The organism is Streptomyces sp. NPDC001549 (genome assembly GCF_042894025.1).
Lineage (GTDB): Bacteria > Actinomycetota > Actinomycetes > Streptomycetales > Streptomycetaceae > Streptomyces > Streptomyces kutzneri.
Genome location: NZ_JBIAVJ010000008.1, coordinates 126,457 through 146,498, shown reverse-complemented (window position 1 = coordinate 146,498; position 20,042 = coordinate 126,457). Strand labels below are relative to the sequence as shown.

At 70.2% G+C, this 20,042-nt stretch carries 14 protein-coding genes and 1 pseudogene; 4 read left to right on the top strand and 11 right to left on the bottom strand.

The features are described from left to right. Positions 1–149: 149 nt before the first annotated feature. From ACFY04_RS16295 to ACFY04_RS16275, 5 genes are all read right to left on the bottom strand, one after another. Complete coding sequence (locus ACFY04_RS16295; RefSeq protein ID WP_301364686.1) at positions 150–602, bottom strand: SRPBCC family protein; 453 nt, start codon at positions 600–602, stop codon at positions 150–152. A gap of 50 nt (positions 603–652) precedes the next feature. Next, positions 653–2,080, bottom strand: a complete 1,428-nt coding sequence (locus ACFY04_RS16290) for an MFS transporter (RefSeq protein WP_389117155.1) — start codon at positions 2,078–2,080, stop codon at positions 653–655. Between the two features lie 89 nt (positions 2,081–2,169). Continuing rightward, entirely contained in the window at positions 2,170–2,583 is a 414-nt protein-coding gene (locus ACFY04_RS16285) for a PaaI family thioesterase (protein WP_373039483.1), read from the bottom strand. Between the two features lie 46 nt (positions 2,584–2,629). After that, a complete protein-coding gene (locus ACFY04_RS16280) occupies positions 2,630–4,654 on the bottom strand; it encodes an FAD-dependent oxidoreductase (protein ID WP_389117153.1) in 2,025 nt (674 codons plus the stop codon). A 178-nt stretch (positions 4,655–4,832) separates the two neighbouring features. Continuing rightward, entirely contained in the window at positions 4,833–5,126 is a 294-nt protein-coding gene (locus tag ACFY04_RS16275; RefSeq protein ID WP_389117151.1) for a hypothetical protein, read from the bottom strand. A gap of 345 nt (positions 5,127–5,471) precedes the next feature. Between ACFY04_RS16275 and ACFY04_RS16270 the strand changes: the two genes are divergently transcribed. From ACFY04_RS16270 to ACFY04_RS16260, 3 genes are all read left to right on the top strand, one after another. Further along, positions 5,472–10,022 carry a ricin-type beta-trefoil lectin domain protein gene (locus ACFY04_RS16270; protein ID WP_389117376.1) on the top strand — a complete coding sequence of 1,517 codons (4,551 nt, stop codon included), beginning with the start codon at positions 5,472–5,474 and terminating at the stop codon, positions 10,020–10,022. Further along, entirely contained in the window at positions 10,019–10,294 is a 276-nt protein-coding gene (locus ACFY04_RS16265) for a hypothetical protein (RefSeq protein WP_389117150.1), read from the top strand. Before ACFY04_RS16270 ends, ACFY04_RS16265 begins: the two co-directional genes overlap by 4 nt. Before the next feature lie 376 nt (positions 10,295–10,670). Continuing rightward, entirely contained in the window at positions 10,671–11,006 is a 336-nt protein-coding gene (locus tag ACFY04_RS16260; RefSeq protein WP_389117147.1) for a transposase, read from the top strand. Here ACFY04_RS16260 and ACFY04_RS16255 read toward each other — a convergent pair. Further along, complete coding sequence (locus ACFY04_RS16255) at positions 10,990–11,532, bottom strand: GNAT family N-acetyltransferase (protein ID WP_389117144.1); 543 nt, start codon at positions 11,530–11,532, stop codon at positions 10,990–10,992. The genes ACFY04_RS16260 and ACFY04_RS16255 overlap by 17 nt on opposite strands. A 423-nt stretch (positions 11,533–11,955) precedes the next feature. Then, positions 11,956–13,055 (bottom strand): annotated as a pseudogene (locus ACFY04_RS16250) (transposase). A gap of 113 nt (positions 13,056–13,168) precedes the next feature. On the opposite strand from ACFY04_RS16250, the gene ACFY04_RS16245 reads away from it, so the two are divergent. Further along, on the top strand, positions 13,169–13,441 hold the full coding sequence (locus tag ACFY04_RS16245) for a response regulator transcription factor (protein WP_389117374.1): 273 nt from the start codon (positions 13,169–13,171) through the stop codon (positions 13,439–13,441). Between the two features lie 80 nt (positions 13,442–13,521). Here ACFY04_RS16245 and ACFY04_RS16240 read toward each other — a convergent pair whose 3' ends face one another. The 4 genes from ACFY04_RS16240 to ACFY04_RS16225 form a co-directional block, all read right to left on the bottom strand. Then, positions 13,522–16,545 (bottom strand): alpha-mannosidase, encoded by a 3,024-nt coding sequence (locus tag ACFY04_RS16240; RefSeq protein ID WP_389117143.1) that lies wholly within the window; start codon positions 16,543–16,545, stop codon positions 13,522–13,524. 79 nt (positions 16,546–16,624) lie between these two features. After that, entirely contained in the window at positions 16,625–17,503 is an 879-nt protein-coding gene (locus ACFY04_RS16235) for a carbohydrate ABC transporter permease (RefSeq protein ID WP_389117141.1), read from the bottom strand. Next, complete coding sequence (locus tag ACFY04_RS16230; protein WP_389117139.1) at positions 17,500–18,393, bottom strand: carbohydrate ABC transporter permease; 894 nt, start codon at positions 18,391–18,393, stop codon at positions 17,500–17,502. The genes ACFY04_RS16235 and ACFY04_RS16230 overlap by 4 nt, the downstream gene beginning before the upstream one ends. Before the next feature lie 89 nt (positions 18,394–18,482). After that, complete coding sequence (locus ACFY04_RS16225) at positions 18,483–19,817, bottom strand: ABC transporter substrate-binding protein (RefSeq protein ID WP_389117136.1); 1,335 nt, start codon at positions 19,815–19,817, stop codon at positions 18,483–18,485. Between the last annotated feature and the right edge of the window lie 225 nt (positions 19,818–20,042).

The window sequence follows — 20,042 nt, the reverse complement described above, 5'->3', positions numbered from 1 at the left end:
ACCGCGCGTTGACCTGCGGAACCTGCCCGAGCCCTCGGCCCGGGCAGGTTCCGCAGCCGGTTTCGCAGCCGGTTTCGCCGGCTCGGCGGCCTCGGGGCGGAGCCGGAGGAGACGAGGCAACTCGTCAGGGGGTTGGGGCTGGAGAGCCCTCAAGGAGCGATGGATGCCTCGGCGGCCGCCTTGATGCGGCGGCCGAAGTCGGGGGCGTCCTTGCGGGCCGCGCCGACCGCGAGACCGACGAGCAGCTTGCCGAGGCCGTGGCCTTCGAGGGTGTTGAAGATGCGGACGCGGGTACGGCCGCCGGGGAGGGATTCGAGGTCGTAGCCGCCCTCCGCCGTGACGAGGTTGCGGCTCTGCTCCGTCCAGCGGATCAGGTGCGGCGGTTCCAGTCCGACGATGCGGAACTCACGGCCGGTCTTCATCCCGGCGTCCTTGACCGTGCTCCGGAAGACCGTGCCGAGGGCCGTGGGGCCGTCCGGGGTCTTGGTGATCTCCTGGACGCGCGGGCTGAACTCCGGGTCGTGCCGCCCGTCCGCGAGGTAGGCGAACACCGCCTCCACCGGTCGGTCGATCTCGACACTGGCCTCGAACTGTCCGGACATATGGGCTCCTCGGTGCGGCTACCTGTGATCCACGATCCCAGACGGGCACCCTACGCGCGCGCCGACGGCCCCGCAGCCGGCTCCTGGTCCGGGGCGGCGGACCCGGCCGCCGCCGCGCCCGCGCGGCTGCCGCGCAGCGGGGTCAGCAGCCCGCCGCCGAGGATCAGCAGGCACAGCGCCCCGCCCGCCAGGCTGACCGCCGGGACCCCATGACGGGCGGCCAGCAGCGTGAGCACGGCCGCGCCCACCGGGCCCGAGGCGTTGTGCACGGTCCAGAAGGCGGACGTGACCCGGCCGAGCAGGTGGTCCGGGGTCACCTCCTGGCGCAGGGTCATGGTGCAGATCCCGCCCAGGGTGATCCCGAACATGAAGACGGCGGCCAGTACGGCGATCACCGGCACGCTGCGGCTGACGCCCGTCACCGTCACCCCGACGGCGATCATCGCGATCGACGCGAGCCAGCAGGTGCCGAAGCCGAGGATCCGGCGCAGCCGCCCCGCGCTCAGGGCCGCGGCGACGGATCCGGCCCCGCTGACGGCGATCACGTAGCCGAGGGTGGCCGCGTCCCGGCCGAGGTCGTGCTGGATCCGGTAGATCAGCAGGTCGGTGGCGCCCATGGTGACGAAGGTCAGCAGGGTGAGCTGGATGGTGAGCGGGCGCAGCAGCGGGTGGCTCCACAGGAAACGGAAGCCGACCACGAACATCTCCCGGAACACCCCGGCCCCCGCCTTGTCCGCCGCCTGGTCCGGGGCCTTGTCCCCCGCCATGTCCGCGCCTGCCCCGGCCGGGCGTGCGGTGAACCTCACCCATCCCAGGCTCGCGGCGGAGACCAGGAAGGTGGCCCCGTCCAGGGCCAGCGCCCAGTCCGCGCCCACTCCGGCCGTGAGGAAGCCGGCCACCACCGGCCCGAGCAGGCTCCCGAGGGCGAAGGTGCCCATCAGCCGTCCGTTGGCGGCCGTGAGGTCCTGCGTACGCACCAGATGGGGGATGGCCGTCACGTACGCGACGTCGAACAGCGTCTTCAGTACGGCGGCGAGCGCGGTCAGCACGTACAGGAGCCAGATCTGCGGCCCGGCGACCCACCACACGAGCGGGACCGCGCCGAACAGCACGGCCCGCACCAGATCGCAGACGATCATGAGCCTGCGGCGGTCCACCCGGTCCACCACGTACCCGGCGAAGACCCCCGTACCGATGGCGGTGGCGCCGGAGACGACCGTGACCAGGCCCATCTGGACGATGGATCCGGTGGCGTCGAGGACGAGCAGAGGTAGCGCGAGCATCGAGACGGACCCGCCGAGCACGGACAGCGCCTGGCCGAGCCAGAAGACGGTGAAGTCCCTGTTCCGCCGCAGCGGCCGTGCCGAATCGTAGGTCCTGGATTCCGCCGAGATGGTCCCGCTCCCCCGTGCCCGCCGGCCGCCTTCGTGGTCGGCCCGATGGCGCGAGCGTAGGCGAGCCGGTCCGCCGCCCGCCAACGCGTTTTCCCCCGGCTCCCCTGGTCCCGGAGGCGCACGGGCAGGACTGGGCGAAGCCCCACCGGCACGCGGCCGGCGGGGGCGGCTGACTAGCCGAGCAGGGCGTACACCGTGGAGGCCGTGGCCGCCGGGTCCTCGGCGCCCTCGGGGGTCAGGGTGATGTCGGCGAAGGCCATCCGCTTGCCGAGCTTGGTCACCCGTACGTGGATCAGTACGTCGGCCCCGACCACCGGCCGCTGGAAGCTGGTGGACTGCTGGACGGTGGTCATCGGCCCGTAGGTGCCGCGGGCGGCGGAGATCGCGATGACGGTGGCCGTGTCGGCGGCCGCCATCATGGCCTGGCCCGAGAGGCCGCCGCCGTCCCGGGCCAGTTCCTCGGACCAGGGCAGCCGCAGTACGGCGTGCCGCTCCCCGGTCTCCTGGACGGTCAGTCCGAGGGCGAGCACCCAGGGGGCGAAGTTGTCGGTAAGGATCTTGTCTGCGTCTGCCGGTGAGATCGTCACCGGGAGATTGTGGCGGTCCGGCCGGACCGCCACAATCCCCTTCCGGTCAGAGGCCGGCGGCCAGTTCCGTGCCCTGCCGGATGGCCCGCTTGGCGTCGAGCTCGGCCGCCACGTCGGCGCCGCCGATCAGGTGGGCCTCGACGCCCGCCGCGCGCAGGGCCTCGTACAGGTCGCGGCGCGGCTCCTGGCCCGTGCACAGGACCACCGTGTCGGCGGGCACGAGGTGCTGTTCGCCGCCGACGGTGATGTGCAGGCCCTGGTCGTCGATGCGGTCGTACGTGGCCCCCGCGACCGAGACGACGCCCCGGTGCTTGAGCTCCGCGCGGTGGATCCACCCGGTGGTGGTGCCGAGACCCGCGCCGACCTTGGTGGCCTTGCGCTGGAGGAGGTGGACCTGGCGCGGCGGCGCGGGGCGCTCGGGGGCGGTGAGCCCGCCGGGGCCGGCGTACGTGGTGTCCACGCCCCAGTGGCGGAAGTAGACGTCGGGGTCCTGGGAGGCGCCCTCGCCGCTGTCGGTGAGGAACTCGGCGACGTCGAAGCCGATGCCGCCGGCGCCGACGACGGCGACGCGCTCGCCGACGGGGGCTCCGTCGCGCAGCACGTCGAGGTAGCTGACGACGTTGGCGTGGTCGACGCCCTCGATGTCGGGGGTACGGGGGGTGACGCCGGTGGCGATGACGACCTCCTCGTAGCCCTGGAGGGTCTCCACGTCGGCGCGGGTGTTCAGCCGGACCTCTACGCCGGCCTCCACGAGCTGGGTGCCGAAGTAGCGGATGGTCTCCTCGAACTCCTCCTTGCCGGGGATGCGGCGGGCGACGTCGAGCTGGCCGCCGATGTGGCCGGAGGCCTCGAAGAGGGTGACGGCGTGGCCGCGGCCGGCGGCGGAGACCGAGCAGGCGAGACCGGCGGGACCGGCGCCGACCACGGCGACGCGCTTCCTGGTCCGCGTCGGCGACAGGACGAGCTCGGTCTCGTGGCAGGCGCGCGGGTTGACCAGGCAGCTGGTGATCTTGCCGCTGAAGGTGTGGTCGAGGCAGGCCTGGTTGCAGCCGATGCAGGTGTTGATGGTCTCGGAGCGGCCGGCCGCGGCCTTGGCGACGAAGTCGGCGTCGGCCAGGAAGGGGCGGGCCAGGGAGACCAGGTCGGCGCGGCCGTCGGCGAGCAGTTCCTCGGCGATCTCCGGGGTGTTGATGCGGTTGCTGGTGACGAGGGGAACGGACACCGCGCCCATCAGCCGCTTGGTGACCCAGGTGTAGGCGCCGCGGGGGACGGAGGTGGCGATGGTGGGGATGCGGGCCTCGTGCCAGCCGATGCCGGTGTTGATGATGGTGGCGCCGGCCGCCTCGATCTCCTTGGCGAGGTGGACGACCTCGTCGAGGGTGGAGCCGCCGGGGATGAGGTCGAGCATGGAGAGGCGGTAGATGAGGATGAAGTCCTCGCCGACGGCCGCGCGGGTGCGCCGGACGATCTCCTGCGGGAAGCGGACGCGGTTCTCGTACGCGCCGCCCCAGCGGTCGGTGCGCTTGTTCGTCGCGGCGGCGATGAACTCGTTGACCAGGTAGCCCTCGGAGCCCATGATCTCGACGCCGTCGTAGCCCGCGAGCTTGGCGAGGCGGGCGGCGCGGACGAAGTCCTCGACGGTGCGCTCGACCTCGGTGTCGGTGAGCTCGTTCGGGACGAAGGGGCTGATGGGGGCCTGGATGGCGCTGGGGGCCACCAGGTCCTTGTGGTAGGCGTAGCGGCCGAAGTGGAGGATCTGCATCGCGATCTTCCCGCCCTCGGCGTGCACGGCCTCGGTGATCACCCGGTGCTCGGCGGCCTCGTCCTCGGTGGTGAGGCGGGAGCCTCCCTCGAAGGGGCGGCCGGCGTCGTTCGGGGAGATGCCGCCGGTGACGATCAGGCCGGCGCCGCCACGGGCGCGCTCGGCGTAGAAGGCGGCGAGCCGCTCGAAGCCGCCCTGGTGCTCTTCGAGGCCGGTGTGCATCGAGCCCATGATCACGCGGTTCGGCAGGGTGGTGAAGCCGAGGTCCAGGGGGCTCAACAGGTGCGGGTACCGGCTCTGGGAACTCATGAGGGGCGCCTCCTCGCGCGGGGGTGATGACCCTGTTCTAGCGAGGCGAGGCAGGTTTTGCAACTAAGTGCATAACCAGTGAGGGGCCGCTCTCCCCCGCTTTCCCGGGGAGTGCGGCCCCGCCTGTGGCACAGTTCACTCCCATGACCGCGCCGAGGACGGACGTCTCAGGATCCGACTACCACTGGCCGGTGAGGGGCACGTCACCCGGGTTGCCGAAGCGGGCGCCGTAGATCACCGTGTCGGAGTCCTTGGCCGCGCCGAAGAAGTCGGACTCGGCGGGACGGTAGACACCCACCTTGTCGGTGCCGTCACCGTTCCAGTCACCCTTGACCGGCACGTCCCCCGGGTTCCCGAACTTCACCTGGTGATCGACGTCCGCCGACGTGTTGGAGTCACTCAGGTAGAACGTCGCGCCCGAAGCGCGGTAGACACCGACGGTGTCCCTGCCGTCACCGTTCCAGTCACCCACCACCGGCACGTCACCCGCGTTCCGTCTCCCGCGACCACGCGACCGCATGCGTGTCCGAATAGGTATGGCTGATTTAAGTTAACCGCGGGTAAGGTGATCACCGCGTCGATGCCAGCCCTGACCAGGCTGCACATGGCGCGCGTCATAGGCGGCCGGGGGAACGGTGCCGCTTCGGGGGATGAACGCTCGCTTCGCCGCGACACCGGCCGCACCAAATTGTCCGGTGCTGTCTGGTGTGCCTTCGGGTCCGCAAACTGACCGGAGTGCTGCGTCCTCGAGCTCGATCCGCTCCTCGGTTGCCTTCATCTGCCGTGAAGGACAGCATTCGTGCGCTCAAGACCAGGCATGCTCTACCGGAGATCGCTTAGATCCCGGCTTCTCACTCCCGCCGTCACATCCATAGGCACGCTGGCCGTTCTGGCCGGTCTGGCCGTCCATCCCGCAGTGCTCGACCGCGCCAACGCACTACGCGCTGCCGCGGCCGGCAGCTCCGAGGACTGGCTCGACGACACCGCCGCCGAGCAGTGGCGGCAGGACCAGTGCCTGATGGCCGACGTCCTGCGCCTGGGCGGGCCGGCCATGGCGCAGGTCGCCCAGGACGGCCTCAGCCAGCCGCAGGACAAGCTCCATGTCCTGGCCGACCGCAAGCACTGGGAGCAGACCCCGCTCGCGGCCGCGTACCAGAAGGACAAGGACGCGGCGAGCAGCGCCATGACGGCGATCAGTTCCCTCCGGGACGCGTGGAAGAAGCCCCTGGAGGGGCTGACCACTCCAGGCGGCATCAACAACGCCGACTTCCACTGGCCCCCGGGCTCGCCCGGTGACGGCAAGCAGGACTTCTACGCCCAGACCGGGCTGAGCAAGTGGACCGCCGACCGGTTCTGGACCTCCGAGAGCGACTTCTACAAGGACCCCACGCCCCAGGCCTCGCCAGCCGCCGTCACGGCCGTCAAGAACCTCGGCGCGCCCCTCTACGGCAAGGACCCCGACCCCCAGCAGGTCACGGGCGACGCCTGGATCCGCGCGATCGCGGAGCGCGACGCGTACAAACACCTCACCGACTGGTCGCTGGAGCCCACGGGCGCGGACAACGCCCGGATGTTCCTCACTTCCGGCGGGTTCGCGCGTACGGCGCCGAAGGCGGGGACGGCGGAGTACCGGATCGCGGTCGAGGACCTGAAGACCCGCTTCGCCTCCTGTGCCTGGCGTGACCCGATGGATCCGGGCAAGGTGTTGGGCGGGATCACCGAGACGGCCACCGCCGAGTGGCAGCAGGAGATCGCCTCCCAGCAGGCGCAGCGGAACCAGATCCTGGCAGCGAACAAGAACGCCACCCAGTCCCTGACCGCGGGTGCCAAGGCCCTGGGCGAGCTGCTGGGCCACTCGTGGGTGGCCGACCACGCCGCCCGCTTCCAGGACTACTGGTCTCCCGGCGGCGTCGGAGCCGTCGGCGAGAGCCCGGCGACGATCCAGGTGCACGCCGCGAGCGGCAAGTGCCTCGACGTGCAGGGCGGCGGTACGGCCGACGGCACGCCCGTGCAGGTGTACACGTGCACGGGCTCCGGGGCCCAGTCGTGGCAGCTCTTCGGCGACGATCACGGACTGCACCTGCGGAACACCAAGTCCTTCAAGTGCCTCGAAGTGGCGTCGAACAAGAACGCCAACGGCACCAAGATCCAGATCGCGACGTGCAACAGCTCGCCGGCACAGACCTGGGACTTCAACCTGCGCGCCACCACCGGCCTGAAGAGCGTCGGCACCGGCAAGTGCGTGGACCTGCCGGCGTACGACAACAGCGTCGACGCGCGGCTGTGGGACTGCAACACGTCGGGCTCGCAGCAGTTCGACGTGAAGCCGTCCGCCAACACCGGCTCCGTTCCGCCCAAGGCTGAGTTCGACAAGGCGAAGAAGGCCGTCACGGACGCCCAGACGGGCGCCAAGAAGCAGCTCGAAGTCCTGAAGGCCCAGGCCGCGGCCGCGAAGAAGGCCGCCGCCACCAGCGACACCGCCGAGCAGGCCGCCTACGCGGTCGCGGACTCCGCTGGTGCGCCGCGAGGGCGTGGTCTGCTGGTCGGTCAGCAGAAGGCCCAGGTCACCAAGGGCGCGGTGGCTGCGCTCGACGCGATGGTGAAGGCGGGGGAGACCGCCGAGGCCGCCACCCGTGCCTCCGGCGCGGACAGCGACACCATCGCGCAGCGCGCTCTGGCCCAGGCCGCACAGTCGAAGGCGGAGTTCCGCAGGGGGGCCGCGCAGACGGCCGAGCTGCAGGCGAAGGCCGCCGCGGAGTCGGCCAAGTCGCACCGGGACAACGCCAAGAAGGAAGCGGAGACCGCGAAGGCGAAGCTCGGCGAGGCGCTGAAGGCGGAGGCCGACGCGAAGGCGGCGGCCGCCAACGCCCACGCCAAGCGGCTCGCCGCCGAGGCGGAAGAGGCCACGGCGAAGAAGGAGAAGGAGACCGCGGCCGCCAAGCAGGCCGAGGCCGCGCAGCACAAGAAGAACGCCGAAGCGGAGGCGACCAAGGCCAAGAACGCCAAGGAGCAGGCCGAAGCCTCCGAGGCAACCGCGGTCGAGCGGAAGAACGGCGCCGTCAAGGCCCGTGACAACGCCAAGGCCAAGCGCGACGACGCCTGGCAAGCGGAACTGAAGGCCGACGCCGCGCGCGCCAAGGCCGACGCCCAGGCCGCCTACGCCGCTTCGCTCCACGCGGGCCCGGAGGCCACCGCCGCACGCGCAGCCTCCGACCAGGCGGACAAGCACGCCACCGAGGCGGAGACCGCAGCCGGCAAGGCCCGCGGCGAGGCCAACGCGGCGACACAGGCCGCCTCCGAGGCCGACGCGGCCGCGACCCGCGCCGAGGCCGCGGCCAAGCGCTCGCGCGCGGACGCCGACGCCGCCCAGGCCGCGAAGCTGAAGGCGGACGCCGCCGTGCGCACCGCGACGAGCGCGGCCGCCGAAGCGATCGACGCCTCCGAACGCGCCGCGTTCGACGCGCGGGCAGCCGTCTCCCAGGCCAACGAGGCGGACACGCAGGCCAAGACGGCCAAGACCAACGCGGACAAGGCGAACGTGGAGGCCGGCAAGGCCCGGGCCGCCGCGGCGAAGGCGGCGGGTTACGCCCACGTGACCGCCCAGGCCGCTGTGGACGCGGGCAAGGCGGCCGCACAGGTCGCCAAGCCCGCGAACGACGCGATCCAGCTCGGCTCGCCGTACGTCGCCACCGACTCGGCGGCCGGCCTGGTCGTGCTCACCGGGCAGGCGTCGAAGAGCATCGCGGAACAGCAGAAGGCCATCGCCGACGCGCACGCCAAGAACGCGCAGGAGGAGGCCGCCTCGGCCAAGGCCATCGCCGATCAGGCGCAGGGCGACGCGAAGGCCGCGTACGAGCACGCGGCGAACGCGGCCAAGTACGCCTCGGACGCCCGTACCTACGCCAAGGAGGCCCTCGGCTACTCGGCCGACGCCGCGAAGTCGGCGTCCCTGGCCTCCGCTTCACTGGTCCGCAGTACCGAATTCGCCGGGCAGGCTGCGGCGGACGCCGTGGCCGCGGACCAGGCCGCAGGACGCTCCGAGGGCCACGCCAAGGCGGCCCGCGACTCCGCCGACCAGGCGGCCCTCGACGCGGCCGCTGCCCGCGCGGCGGCGACCCGGGCCGAACAGGACGCGAAGATCGCCCGGGAGGCCGCCGACCGCGCCGCGATCGCCGCGACCGAGGCCGAACAGGCCGCGAAGGACGCCGACAAGTACGCCAAGGAAGCCCAGGAAGCCGCTGACAGGGCCGAGAAGGCCGCCAAGGCGAAGCAGATCAACGCCGGAACCGTCCCCGACGGGTCCGGCGGGTCGATCGGCAGCATGTTCTACGTCATCGACCACACCGAAAACATCGGCAAGCCCGAAACCCTGAAGAAGACGGACGGCTGCGACGGCATCCTCGACGCGCTCTTCTACAAGGGCGACTGCACGCTGACGGTGAAGATCCGGTACAGGGCGTTCCTCGACGTGTACCTGTGCAACGCGCTGGTCATGGACCCGTCGAAGTCCACGTGTCCTTCGGGCGAGACGAAGTACATGGGGCAGTACCCGACGGATGAGCTCTCGCAGGAAGTCACGCACACCATCACGATCGCCGAGTACCAGGCGGGGATCGATCCGGTAGACATCCTCTTCGGGCACTGGATCAAGTGCGGCGAGAAGTTCTCCTCCGGCTTCGAGCGCGGAAGCTGGGGCGGCTGCGCATGGGCGGCCCTGGACGTCGGGCTCCTCTTCGCGGGGAAGATCCTCAAGCCCATCGCGGACGCCGTCCGGGCGGCCGACGCCGCCGTCATGACTGGTATCGGATTCGCCGATGCCTACAAGGCCCTGCGGACTCTTGGCGTACCCGAAACGGCCATCGCAGGTATCACCAACAAGGCCTTCCAGAAGCTGCGCGAAGCCTGCACGAGGAGCAAGATCCCTGCTGGAAAGAGCGCGTCCCGGGCCACTGCGGCGTCCAGTCAGACCAACACATCCCCCTGCCTTGAATGGGGGGACGACTACGGCAGCGGAAGCCATGGGATAGCGGGCTCCATCGACAAGCAAGGAGTCCTGCATCTCGTCGTTCTCGCCGAGGAGGGAAAGACTCCAGTCGGCAGTGTAATGATCGACGACGTGATGGAACACATAGGCGGAAACGCGAAGGGAATGGCGGGAACCTGGCTGGGCGGCGGTGACATGAAAGACAACCTGGACAGCTTCAACGCCGGCATACAGAGCCTCATGTTGAGCGAGGAGGAGGCGGCGCGGCTGACATTCACCGGTAAGATGGCCACGAAGTACGGCTTTACCGGTCGGGTTGAATTCCTGAAGCGGGAAGGAACTCCGGGTAACTACACCAAGGTTGAGGTCATATTTTGGAAATGAAGAATCCAAAGCTGATCGGCTCCGGAATTCGCGAGCGCGCGATCCGCGGTGACGACGCGGTGGACATTGCGCTATGGGTGAAAGGAGAGCTGGGAAGCGAAGCGACCTTCTTCGCTTTCATTTACTGCTTCTACCATGGATTGGGAGTTCCGGTCCACGCGATCAGGCACTTGGAGGGGTGGAATGGCGTAGGAGGCAATCGAGAAGTTTCGGATTCGGACCTGAGGGCGAGCCTGGATCCCTATATCGCGCCGCTGAGGCACCAGACGTAACTTCAAGCAGCGGCAACTGACCATCTGACAGGCGGACGGCCGACCGGGGAACTCGCCCCGGCCGGACGTCCGCCTTTGGCAGTCTCGGGGGGAGGCGCTGTCCGACGGCATGCGAAGAGGAGCGGCCCCGCGAGAAGGGCGAGGCGGCGAGCGGGGAGCGGCGCCCCGCAGGGCGAGCAGGGTGACCTGCAGAAGGAACCACCGGGCGGTGTCTTCGACGAGCCCGATGATCACGGGCTGGGGCGTTCGCGAGGCGGGTTCACGACCAAGCTGCACTTGGCTGTCGAGCAGGGTCAGAAGCCCAGGTCGATCGTGGTGACGGCAGGGCAGCGGGGGGGACTCGCCGCAGTTCGAACCGGAGCTGGAGAAGGTCCGTGTGCCCGGCATAGGGCCGGGTCGGCCGCGCGTCCGCCCCGACCGCGTGCGGGCTGACAAGGCGTACGCCTCCCGGAAGAACCGCGCCTACCTGCACCGCCGGGGAATCCGCTGCACCATCCCGGACAAAGCCGACCAGGCCCGCAACCGCAAGAAGCTCGGCTCACGCGGCGGTCGTCCGCCGAAGTTCGACCCCGAAGACTACAAGGCAAGGCACGCGGTCGAATGCGGCATCAATCGCCTCAAGAGACACCGCGCTGTAGCCACCCGGTACGACAAACTCACGGTCCGCTACGAGGCTACCGTCCTCGTTGCCGCCATCAACGAGTGGTTGTGACGTACTGGTCCGACGACAACTCGAACACCCTTACTCGCCGACCGCAGGTGGGATTGACGGTCTCACGGACCGGATGCATCCCCAGTTTGGTCATGATCCGTTCGGAGGCGTCGTTGCCCACTTGCGTGATGCTGACGATCCGCCCCAGCCCTCGCTCTTCGAACCCGAACCGTACAGCGGCCGCAGCAGCCTCCGTGGCCAAGCCCTGCCCCCAGTGTGAGTGCCCCAGCCGCCAGCCGACCTCAACCGCCGGGAGTACCTCCGGCAAGAAGTCGGGCACCGAAAGGCCGGTGAACCCGGCCAGCTCGCCAGTGGACCGGATCTCCACGGCGAACAGGCCGAAGCCCTGTGACTCCCACTCGCTCTCCCATGCCTGGACCCGGTTGCGTGTCTGCTGTTCGTCAAGGACGCTGCCGTCGCGGATCCACCGCATGACCTCGGGGTCGGCGTTGACGGCAGCCATGGGCGCAACGTCTTCCTCGCGCCAACGACGCAGGATCAAACGGGGAGTCTCAAGCGTGACCATCCAATCATTCTGGATCACAAATGGGCTCTCCACCAGGCACTTTCGATACACGCCCTAGCTTGATCTTTAACCTGTGCGGCGTGGGCGAGGGGTCGTGGACTTCTTCGGTTTCGCCTTCGGGGTGTCTGTTTTGCGGACTGTGTGCACGTCGTGGCGGGGTGTGGGCCGGGTGTTCTTTCGGCCTGGTGGTCGTCCGGGGCCTGGGCGGGAGGGTTTCGGTGCTCGGGCGGGGCAGGCGGTAGTTGGGCGGATGTGCCGGAAGTCGCGGCGGACTCGGGCAGGGGTGAGACGGTCGGCTGGTGCGGGTTTCTCCCAGGGCCGGCGGAGGTCGGCTGCGAGTGGGCGGGCGAGACGGAGCTGGGTGTAGGCGGCGAGGATCAGCCACGTCCATCGGTCCGCTGCCTCGGGGGTGCGGATCTTCGGTCAGGTCCAGCCCAGGGTTTGCTTGAACAGGCGGAATGTGTGCTCGATGTCGAAGCGCCGCAGGTAGGCCTGCCACAGACAGTCGGCATCGGCAGGGCCGGCGTCCGTGCCGGACCACCAGAGCCAGACCGGCTTTGGAGTCGCTCCGCTGGGCAGGCGGTCGATCTCCAGACGGATGACGGTTCCCTCGATGATGGGAAGGGAACCGTCATCCGCAGCCCAGGACGAGCGGTGGGTGAGTTTGGGGTGGAGACGGTTCCAGGAGCGGGCGGTGGCGGTGCCGTAGAGACGCGTGGCGGTGACAGTCTCGGTGTCCGGGGTGCCCCAGGTGTCGGCCTGGCCGAAGACGAACTCGCCACCGTGCCGCGGCGGGCGGCCCATCGTGTGGGGCTGCCGAGGCGGGACAGCTCGACGTAGTACTCGGTCCGGACGCATCCGCGCCAGGACCTGGACCGGCAGATCCCGCAGCAGGTGGGCCAGGCGGGGCGCGTCGTATCCGGCGTCCGCGACGATCAGAATGTCCGGGTCGCCCGCCCGCCACTGCCCCATCGTGATCAATCGCCCGACCAGTTCGCGCAGCTGCCGGGCGGTGGTGGTCGCCGTGTCGTCCCCGGGTGCCAGGCGGAGCACGTCCAGGGTGCGGTCCACGAGCTGCGGCCGGGCTCGAGCTCGCAGATGATCGAGTAGGGCCAGCCGGGGACAGGAATGTGCTGGTCCTTGCCCCGTCCGTAGGTGTGGCACAGGATCCGCTCGGGTGAGGTGTGGGCGTCGGGCCGTAGCCAGCACGTGACGTCGACGGCCAGGACCAGCCGGCCGTCGGCAGCCCGGGGCAGCGGCACCGCCGCCAGTGCCTGCCGCAGCCGGGCGCTGTCGACCCGGCCGCGAGCCACCGCAGCATAGAGCCCGCCATGGCCGCGGCGGTGTTCGCCCACCAGCGACAGTTCGGCCAGCGACCTCACCGGCCCGTCGCCGCACAGAACGGCATCAGCCAGCTCGAACAACGCGTCCGAACGAGCGGTCAGGCAGGAGTAGAACTCGCCCCGGAAGCGTGACAGTTCCGCCAGCGGCTCTCGCCGGGCATCACGATGCAGCAGACTCATCCTCACGGCCTTCGCGCTGGACGTGTGTGTTCCCTGGTCGGAGCACATGATCCAGACGAAGGCCGCTTCCGTGTACGGCGGTTACCGAACCGAGTGATCAAGTTCGACGCACCATTCGACGCCGAACGTTAAAGATCAAGCTAGGGAACTCCGCCGTCCCGCTGGGCGCCGACCGCTCCAAGGACGCCCGGAGCGGTCTCACCGCCTCCGAGCAGGAACTGCTCAGGCTCCTCGCGTCCGGCCTCACCGGCGAGGTCGCAGGACGGCGGCTCGGCATCTCCGCCCGCAGCGTACGCCGACAGATGGCCGCCCTCATGGAACGCCTCGACGCATCGAGCCGCTTCGAGGCCGGATTGAAGGCGGCCCAACACGGCTGGCTGCGCTGAAGGGTGCTACGGAGGATCCGCCTCCCGGGGCGGCCGGCCCCCGGCCCTGACGGGCCGGCCGGGGCCCGCTCGGGCGCCGGTCAGGCGCGGTGCAGGCGGACCGTGACGATCTGGAACGGGCGCAGGGTGAGCGGGACCCGGCCCTCCGGGGTGACGACCCCCACGGCGGGGCCCGCCAGGGGCCGTTCGAGCAGATCGCTCTCCACCGCCGCCGCCACGGGGAAGTACGCGGTGAGGGTGGCCCGGGCGCGGCCGCCGCGGGACTCGTAGAGGCGGACGATCACATCGCCGCTGCGGTCCTCGGCCAGCTTGACCGCCTCGACCACCACCGCGTCCTCGTCGACGGCGACCAGCGGGACGACCGGGCCCGCGCCGCGGACCACCCGCTCGGGCAGGTTCAGCGCGTGGCCCTCGCGGACCGCGTCCCCGATCCCGGCGCCGGGCGCGAGCGAGAAGCGCAGGGTGTGGGAGCCCTGGTCGGTCTCCGGATCGGGGTAGCGCGGGGCGCGCAGCAGGGAGAGCCGGACCGTGGTGGTCTGGCCGCCGTCGGCCCGTACGTCCCGGGTCACGTCGTGCCCGTACGTGGAGTCGTTGAGCAGCGCCACCCCCCAGCCGGGCTCCTCCGCGTGGATCCAGCGGTGGGCGCAGATCTCGAACTTGGCCGCCTCCCACGAGGTGTTGGTGTGGGTGGCCCGGTAGACGTGCCCGAACTGGGTCTCGGAGGCCGTCCGTTCGGCCTTCACGTCCAGCGGGAAGGCGGCCTTGAGGAACTTCTCCGTCTCGTGCCAGTCCACCTCCGTCACGATGTCGACCGTCTTGGCCCCGGCCCGCAGGGTGATCTGCTGGACCGCCTCCGACCGGCCGAAGGAGCGGGTCACGCGTACGGTCGCCGACCGCGGGCCGCTCCCGGTGACCTCCAGCCGGTCCAGTTCCACGAGGTCGGTGACCCGGTTGCGGTAGAACGCGTCGATGTCCCAGGCGTCCCACATGTTCGGGAAGTCGGGGTGGATCTGGAGCAGGTTCGCCGCGGTGCCCGGGGCGACCGTCTCGCGGCGCGCCTCCAGGTCGTAGACGGAGACGATCAGGCCGCGGCGGTCGATCTCCACCAGCAGCCGGCCGTTGGCCAGGATGTGCCCGCCGCCGTGCCGCTCCTCCACCGTGACCGGCTCCCCCGCCGCGGCCGGGCGGCCGGCCCCGCCGGCCGGTACGCCGCGGCGGGCGTGCGGGGCGCAGTTGAAGACGAGCTCCTCCTCGCCCTGGCCCGCCAGCGCCTGCTGCGCGGCGAGGGTGATCCCCTGGAGCTCCTCACGGACCGCCGCGTACGTCTCGCGCGCCTCGCGGTGCACCCAGGCGATGGACGAGCCCGGCAGGATGTCGTGGAACTGGTGGAGCAGCACCGTCTTCCAGATCCGCTCCAGGTCCTCGTACGGGTACGCGTACCCCGCGACCCGCACCGCGGCCGTCGCCGCCCACAGCTCGGCCTCGCGCAGCAGGGACTCGCTGCGCCGGTTGCCCTGCTTGGTCTTGGCCTGGGAGGTGTAGGTGCCCCGGTGCAGCTCCAGGTAGAGCTCACCGGCCCAGACGGGCGCGTCCGCGTACTCGGCGTGGGCCTTCTCGAAGAAGGCGTCCGGACGCTCGATCCGGACCCTCGGGGAGCCTTCGAGATCCCTCTGGCGGCGGGCGCGGGCGAGGTGTTCGCGGGTGGGGCCACCGCCGCCGTCACCCCAGCCGAAGGGGACGAGCGAGCGCGAACCGTGGCCCTTCTCACGGTAGTTGCGGGCGGCGTGAGCCAGTTGGGCGCCGCCGAGGTCGGAGTTGTAGGTGTCGACGGGCGGGAAGTGGGTGAAGACACGGGTGCCGTCGATGCCCTCCCACCAGAAGGTGTGGTGCGGGAACCTGTTGATCTGGGACCAGGAGATCTTCTGGGTCAGGAACCACTTGGAGCCGGAGAGCTTGACGATCTGCGGCATCGCGGCGGTGTAGCCGAAGGAGTCGGGGAGCCAGACGTTCTGTGTCTCGATGCCGAACTCGTCGAGGAAGAACTTCTTGCCGTAGAGGAACTGGCGGGCCATGGCCTCGCCGCCGACCATGTTGGTGTCGGACTCCACCCACATGCCGCCGACCGGCACGAACTGCCCGTCCGCGATCTTCTTCTTGACCCGCTCGAAGAGCTCGGGCCGGTACGTCTTGATCCAGTCGAGCTGCTGCGCCTGCGACATCGCGAAGACGAACTCGGGGTGCTGGTCCATCAGGTTGACCATGTTGGAGGCCGTGCGCGAGACCTTGCGGACCGTCTCGCGCAGCGGCCACAGCCACGCGGAGTCGATGTGGGCGTGGCCGACCGCGCTGATCCGGTGCGCGGAGGCGTTGGCCGGGGCGGCGAGCACCCGGGCCAGACACCCGCGGGCGGCGGCCGCCGTGCCGGGCACGTCGGCGAGGTCGAGGGCGTCCAGCGCCGCGCCGAGGGCCCGCAGGATCCCGGGCCGGCGGGCGTCGGCGGTGTCGAGCTGGGTCATCAGGTCGTAGAGCACCTCCAGGTCCTGGACCAGCTCCCAGACCTCCGTCTCGAAGACGGTGAGCTCCATCCGGGCGAGCCGGTACAGGGGCTGGTCGCCACTGGTCGGCAGATCCCCCTCGTACGTGGCCGTGTGGTCGACCAGGACCGGATTGGAGGCGGCCTCGACGTACCACTCGACCTGCTCGCCGCCCTCGGCGCGGTCGGCCACGCGCACCCAGTCGTTGTACGGGTTGAGGGCCTTGACCTCGCCGCCGTCGGCCCGGTGGACCAGGCCCTCGCACTGGAACCCGGGCATCATCCGGTCGAAGCCGAGGTCGAGGACGGCTTCCACCGTACGGCCGGCCCAGTCCGCGGGGACCGTACCGGTGACCCTGAACCACGTGGTGCCCCAGGCCGGGCCCCACGGGTCGCCGATCGCGCAGGGCTCGTAGCCCGCCGCGAGTCCTTCGGCGACGGGGACGGGCTCGCCGGGAGCCTCCCAGCGCTCGACGGTCAGCGGGACCGCACGGGAGTGGACGGCTGGCTTGACGCGCTCCTTGAGGACCCGGCGGAGGCGGTGTTCGGTGATGCTGCGGTCGTCATGCATGACTGCTGCTCCAGGGAGGGTGGTCGGTACGGACGTATCGGTACGGACGTGTCTCGGTACGGATGGCGGGCGGGCCGGCTCAGGTCTTGACGGCTCCCTCGCCCACGCCCTTGAAGAAGAAACGCTGGAGGGCGAAGAAGAGCAGCATCATCGGGAGGAGCGCGGCCATCGCGCCGGCGGCGACGAGCCGCTGGTCGTTGACGGTGGTGGCGCCGGCCAGGGTCTTCAGGCCGAGCTGGAGGGTGTAGTGGTCGCTGTTCGTGAGGACCAGCAGGGGCCACAGGAAGTCGTCCCAGGCGCCCATGAAGCTGGTGATGCAGACGACGGCGAGGGCGCCCTTGGCGGCGGGGAGGAAGACCCGGGTGAAGCGGGTCCATTCGCCCGCCCCGTCCAGGACCGCGGCCTCCTCGACCTCCCGGGGCACGGCGAGGAAGGCCGCCCGCATGATCATGACGTTGAGCACGGAGACCGCGCCGGGCAGCCAGACGCCGATGAGGGTGTCGACCAGGCCCATCTCGCGGACGGTGAGGAACATCGAGATCATCACGGACTCGAAGGGGAACATCAGGGTCGCCACCAGCACGGTGAAGACGACCTGGCGGCCCTTCCAGGCGGCCCGGGAGAGCGCGTAGCCGCCCATCGCCGCGAAGAGCATGTTCGAGGTGATCGCGAGGGCGGCGACGGTGAGGGTGTTGCCGGCGTACTGCAGCAGCGGGAAGGACTCGGCGACCCGCACGTAGTTGTCGAGGGTGGGCTGCGCGGGCAGCACGCCGTCGTACACGTTCTCGGTACGGCCGCGCATCGAGGTCAGGAACTGCCAGACGATGGGGCCCAGCATGACCACGAGCATCAGCACCAGCGTGGCGTACCGCCCGGCCAGGCCGATCCGGTGGCGTCTGCGGGCGGCGGCGGTGCGCCGGGGCGGCCGTCCGCTCCCGGAGGAGGACGGTGCGCTCAACTCTCGTCTCCCTTCGACAGGCGGCGGCCCAGCAGGCTGAAGACCAGGGTCAGGAAGAACAGCAGGATGGAGATGGCGGAGGCGTAGCCGGTCTCGCCGGAGAAGCCGAGGCCGACCTGCCGGATCAGGAAGGGCAGGGTGCGGGCGCCGCCGCCGGGGCCGCCGCTCTCGCCGCCGAGTATGTAGATCTCGGTGAACACGCGCAGCGCCGAGATGGCGGAGAGGGTGCCGACCAGCAGCATCATCGGCTTCACCTGGGGCACGGTGATGCTGAAGAAGCGGCGGACGGGGCCGGCGCCGTCGATCGCGGCCGCCTCGTGGAGGGTGGCGGAGACGTTCCCGAGGGCCGCCAGGTAGAAGACCATGTAGTAGCCGAGGCCCTTCCACACGGTCACGATCATCGCGGAGACCAGCAGCATCGCCGAGTCCGTCAGGAACGGGACCGGCTCGGAGACCAGGTGCAGCCGCTGGAAGACGGTGTTGACGAGGCCGTCGCTGCGCAGCACCCACTGCCAGATCAGCCCGACGACCACGGCGGAGGCGATCACCGGGGTGTAGAAGGCGGAACGGAAGAAGCCGATACCGGGGATCTTCGCCTGCACGAGGACCGCGAGGGCCAGCGGCAGGAGGACCAGGCAGGGGACGACGACCACGAGGTACAGGACGCTGTTGCCGGTCGCGACCCAGAAGTCGGGGTCGGCGAAGGCGCGACGGTAGTTGTCGAGGCCGACGAAGCTGCCGCCGCGCAGGATCTGGGCGTCGGTGAGGGAGAGGATGACGGTGTTGACGAACGGCCAGAGGCTGAACAGGGTCACCATCGCCAGGCCGGGCGCGAGGAACAGGTAGGGGGTCCACCACCTGCGGTGGGGCAGCCCGGTCTCGGTCTCCATGGCCCGCAGGGCGCGCCGCCTGCGCGCCGCTCCGCGACGCCGTTCGTGTGCCGTACCGCCGCCCCGCGGCCCGTCGGCGGCGCCGCCGGTCACTTCTCGGCCGCGGCGGCGAGGAGCTTGTTCGCCGCTTCCTGCGCCTTCTGCACGGCTGTCCGCGGGTCCTGTTCGCCCTTGATGGCCTTCTGCATCTCTCGTACGACGGCGTCACCGACCTGGTTGGTCCACTGGACGGGGGTGTTGGCGTCGAGCGCGGCGGTCCTCAGCTGGTCGGCGCCGACCGCGCGGGCGAGGGTCTCCGCGTCCTTGCCGTCGCCCTTTTCGGAGAAGAACGGATCGGCGAGGCCCTGGGCGTTGGACGGGTAGATGGTCGCCTTCCTGGAGAACTCCACCTGGTTGGGGCCGTTGGTGACCCACTTGGCGAACTCGGCCGCCGCGTCCACGTGCTTGGTGTCCTTCCTGATGCCGAGCGACTGGGCGTAGATGCCGATGTGGCCGAGCTCGCCCGTGACGGCTCCGGCGACCTGGGTCCTGGCGTAGATCTGCGGGGCGTTCTGCTTGATGTCCTTGACGAAGCCCGGGGATCCCGGACCGAAGACGAGCTTGCCGCTGCCGTAGAGCTGGTTGATGTCGTCGGACTTGAGGAGGGACTCCTTGGGCATGGCGCCCTTGGCGTAGAGGTCCTTCATCCGCTCCACCCACCGGACGGCCTTGTCCGTGTCGAAGGTGAAGCGGTCGCGCTTCTCGCTGAGGATCGGGATGCCCATCTTCTGCCAGTCCCCGGGCAGCCGGCCCTTGGGGTCGGCCATGAAGGCGGAGTACTGGCCGCCGGACGAGGCGGCGATCCGCTCGGCGTAGTCGAAGAACTGCTCCACGCCGGTCGGCGGCGCGGCCGGGTCCAGACCGGCCTTCTCGAAGAGCTCTCTGTTGTAGGTGAGGATCTCCGGGGTCACGTACCAGGGGTACGCGTACACGCTGTCGCCCTTGCCGGGCAGTTTGAACTGCTCCCAGGCGCCCGGCACGTACTCCTTGGCCGACGCGCCGTCGAGGGCGGCCACATCGGCGAGCATGCCCCGGTCGCCGAGGAGCTGGAAGGAGTCGGTGGAGAGGTTGACCACGTCGGGGAGGGCTCCGGCCTGGGCGTCCGCGACGAGTTTCTCGTTGTAGCCGTCGCCGGGGACGTCCTCCCATGTGACCTTGACGTCGGGGTACCGCTGCTCGAAGGCGTCGATGACCCCCTGTACGTAGGCCGTGAAGGTGGGCTTCAGCTGGAGGGTCCGGAAGGTGATCTCGCCGGCCACCCTGCCCGTCCGCTGCGCCTCCTTCGCGTCGGCGGCTCCGCCGTCCAGACCGCACGCGGCGGTCGAGAGGAGGGTTCCCGTCGCCAGCAGGGCAACAGCGATACGGGTCGGGTTCGAACGGGTCATCGTCGCCGCCTTTGCAGGAGTCCGGCCTCATCGCCGGAGGCGGTGCCCACGGTCGTCCGAAAGCAAGACCTCGTCAATGAGGCAGGATGACGGCTGGCCGGTGACGCATTGGTGCCGAATGGCACGCCCGGCCCGAACATGTCGCACAATCCTCGATCACCACCACCCCGAGCTGGACTGATGCGCTTTAGTGCAAAGGCGGTTGGGGAGGGTGTCGATTCGATG

Coding starts and splice junctions, on each gene's coding strand:
- ACFY04_RS16295 (WP_301364686.1), bottom strand. CDS start 602: ATGTCCGGACAGTTCGAGGCCAGTGTCGAGATCGACCGACCGGTGGAG.
- ACFY04_RS16280 (WP_389117153.1), bottom strand. CDS start 4,654: ATGAGTTCCCAGAGCCGGTACCCGCACCTGTTGAGCCCCCTGGACCTC.
- ACFY04_RS16270 (WP_389117376.1), top strand. CDS start 5,472: ATGCTCTACCGGAGATCGCTTAGATCCCGGCTTCTCACTCCCGCCGTC.
- ACFY04_RS16265 (WP_389117150.1), top strand. CDS start 10,019: ATGAAGAATCCAAAGCTGATCGGCTCCGGAATTCGCGAGCGCGCGATC.
- ACFY04_RS16255 (WP_389117144.1), bottom strand. CDS start 11,532: ATGGTCACGCTTGAGACTCCCCGTTTGATCCTGCGTCGTTGGCGCGAG.
- ACFY04_RS16240 (WP_389117143.1), bottom strand. CDS start 16,545: ATGCATGACGACCGCAGCATCACCGAACACCGCCTCCGCCGGGTCCTC.
- ACFY04_RS16230 (WP_389117139.1), bottom strand. CDS start 18,393: ATGGAGACCGAGACCGGGCTGCCCCACCGCAGGTGGTGGACCCCCTAC.
- ACFY04_RS16225 (WP_389117136.1), bottom strand. CDS start 19,817: ATGACCCGTTCGAACCCGACCCGTATCGCTGTTGCCCTGCTGGCGACG.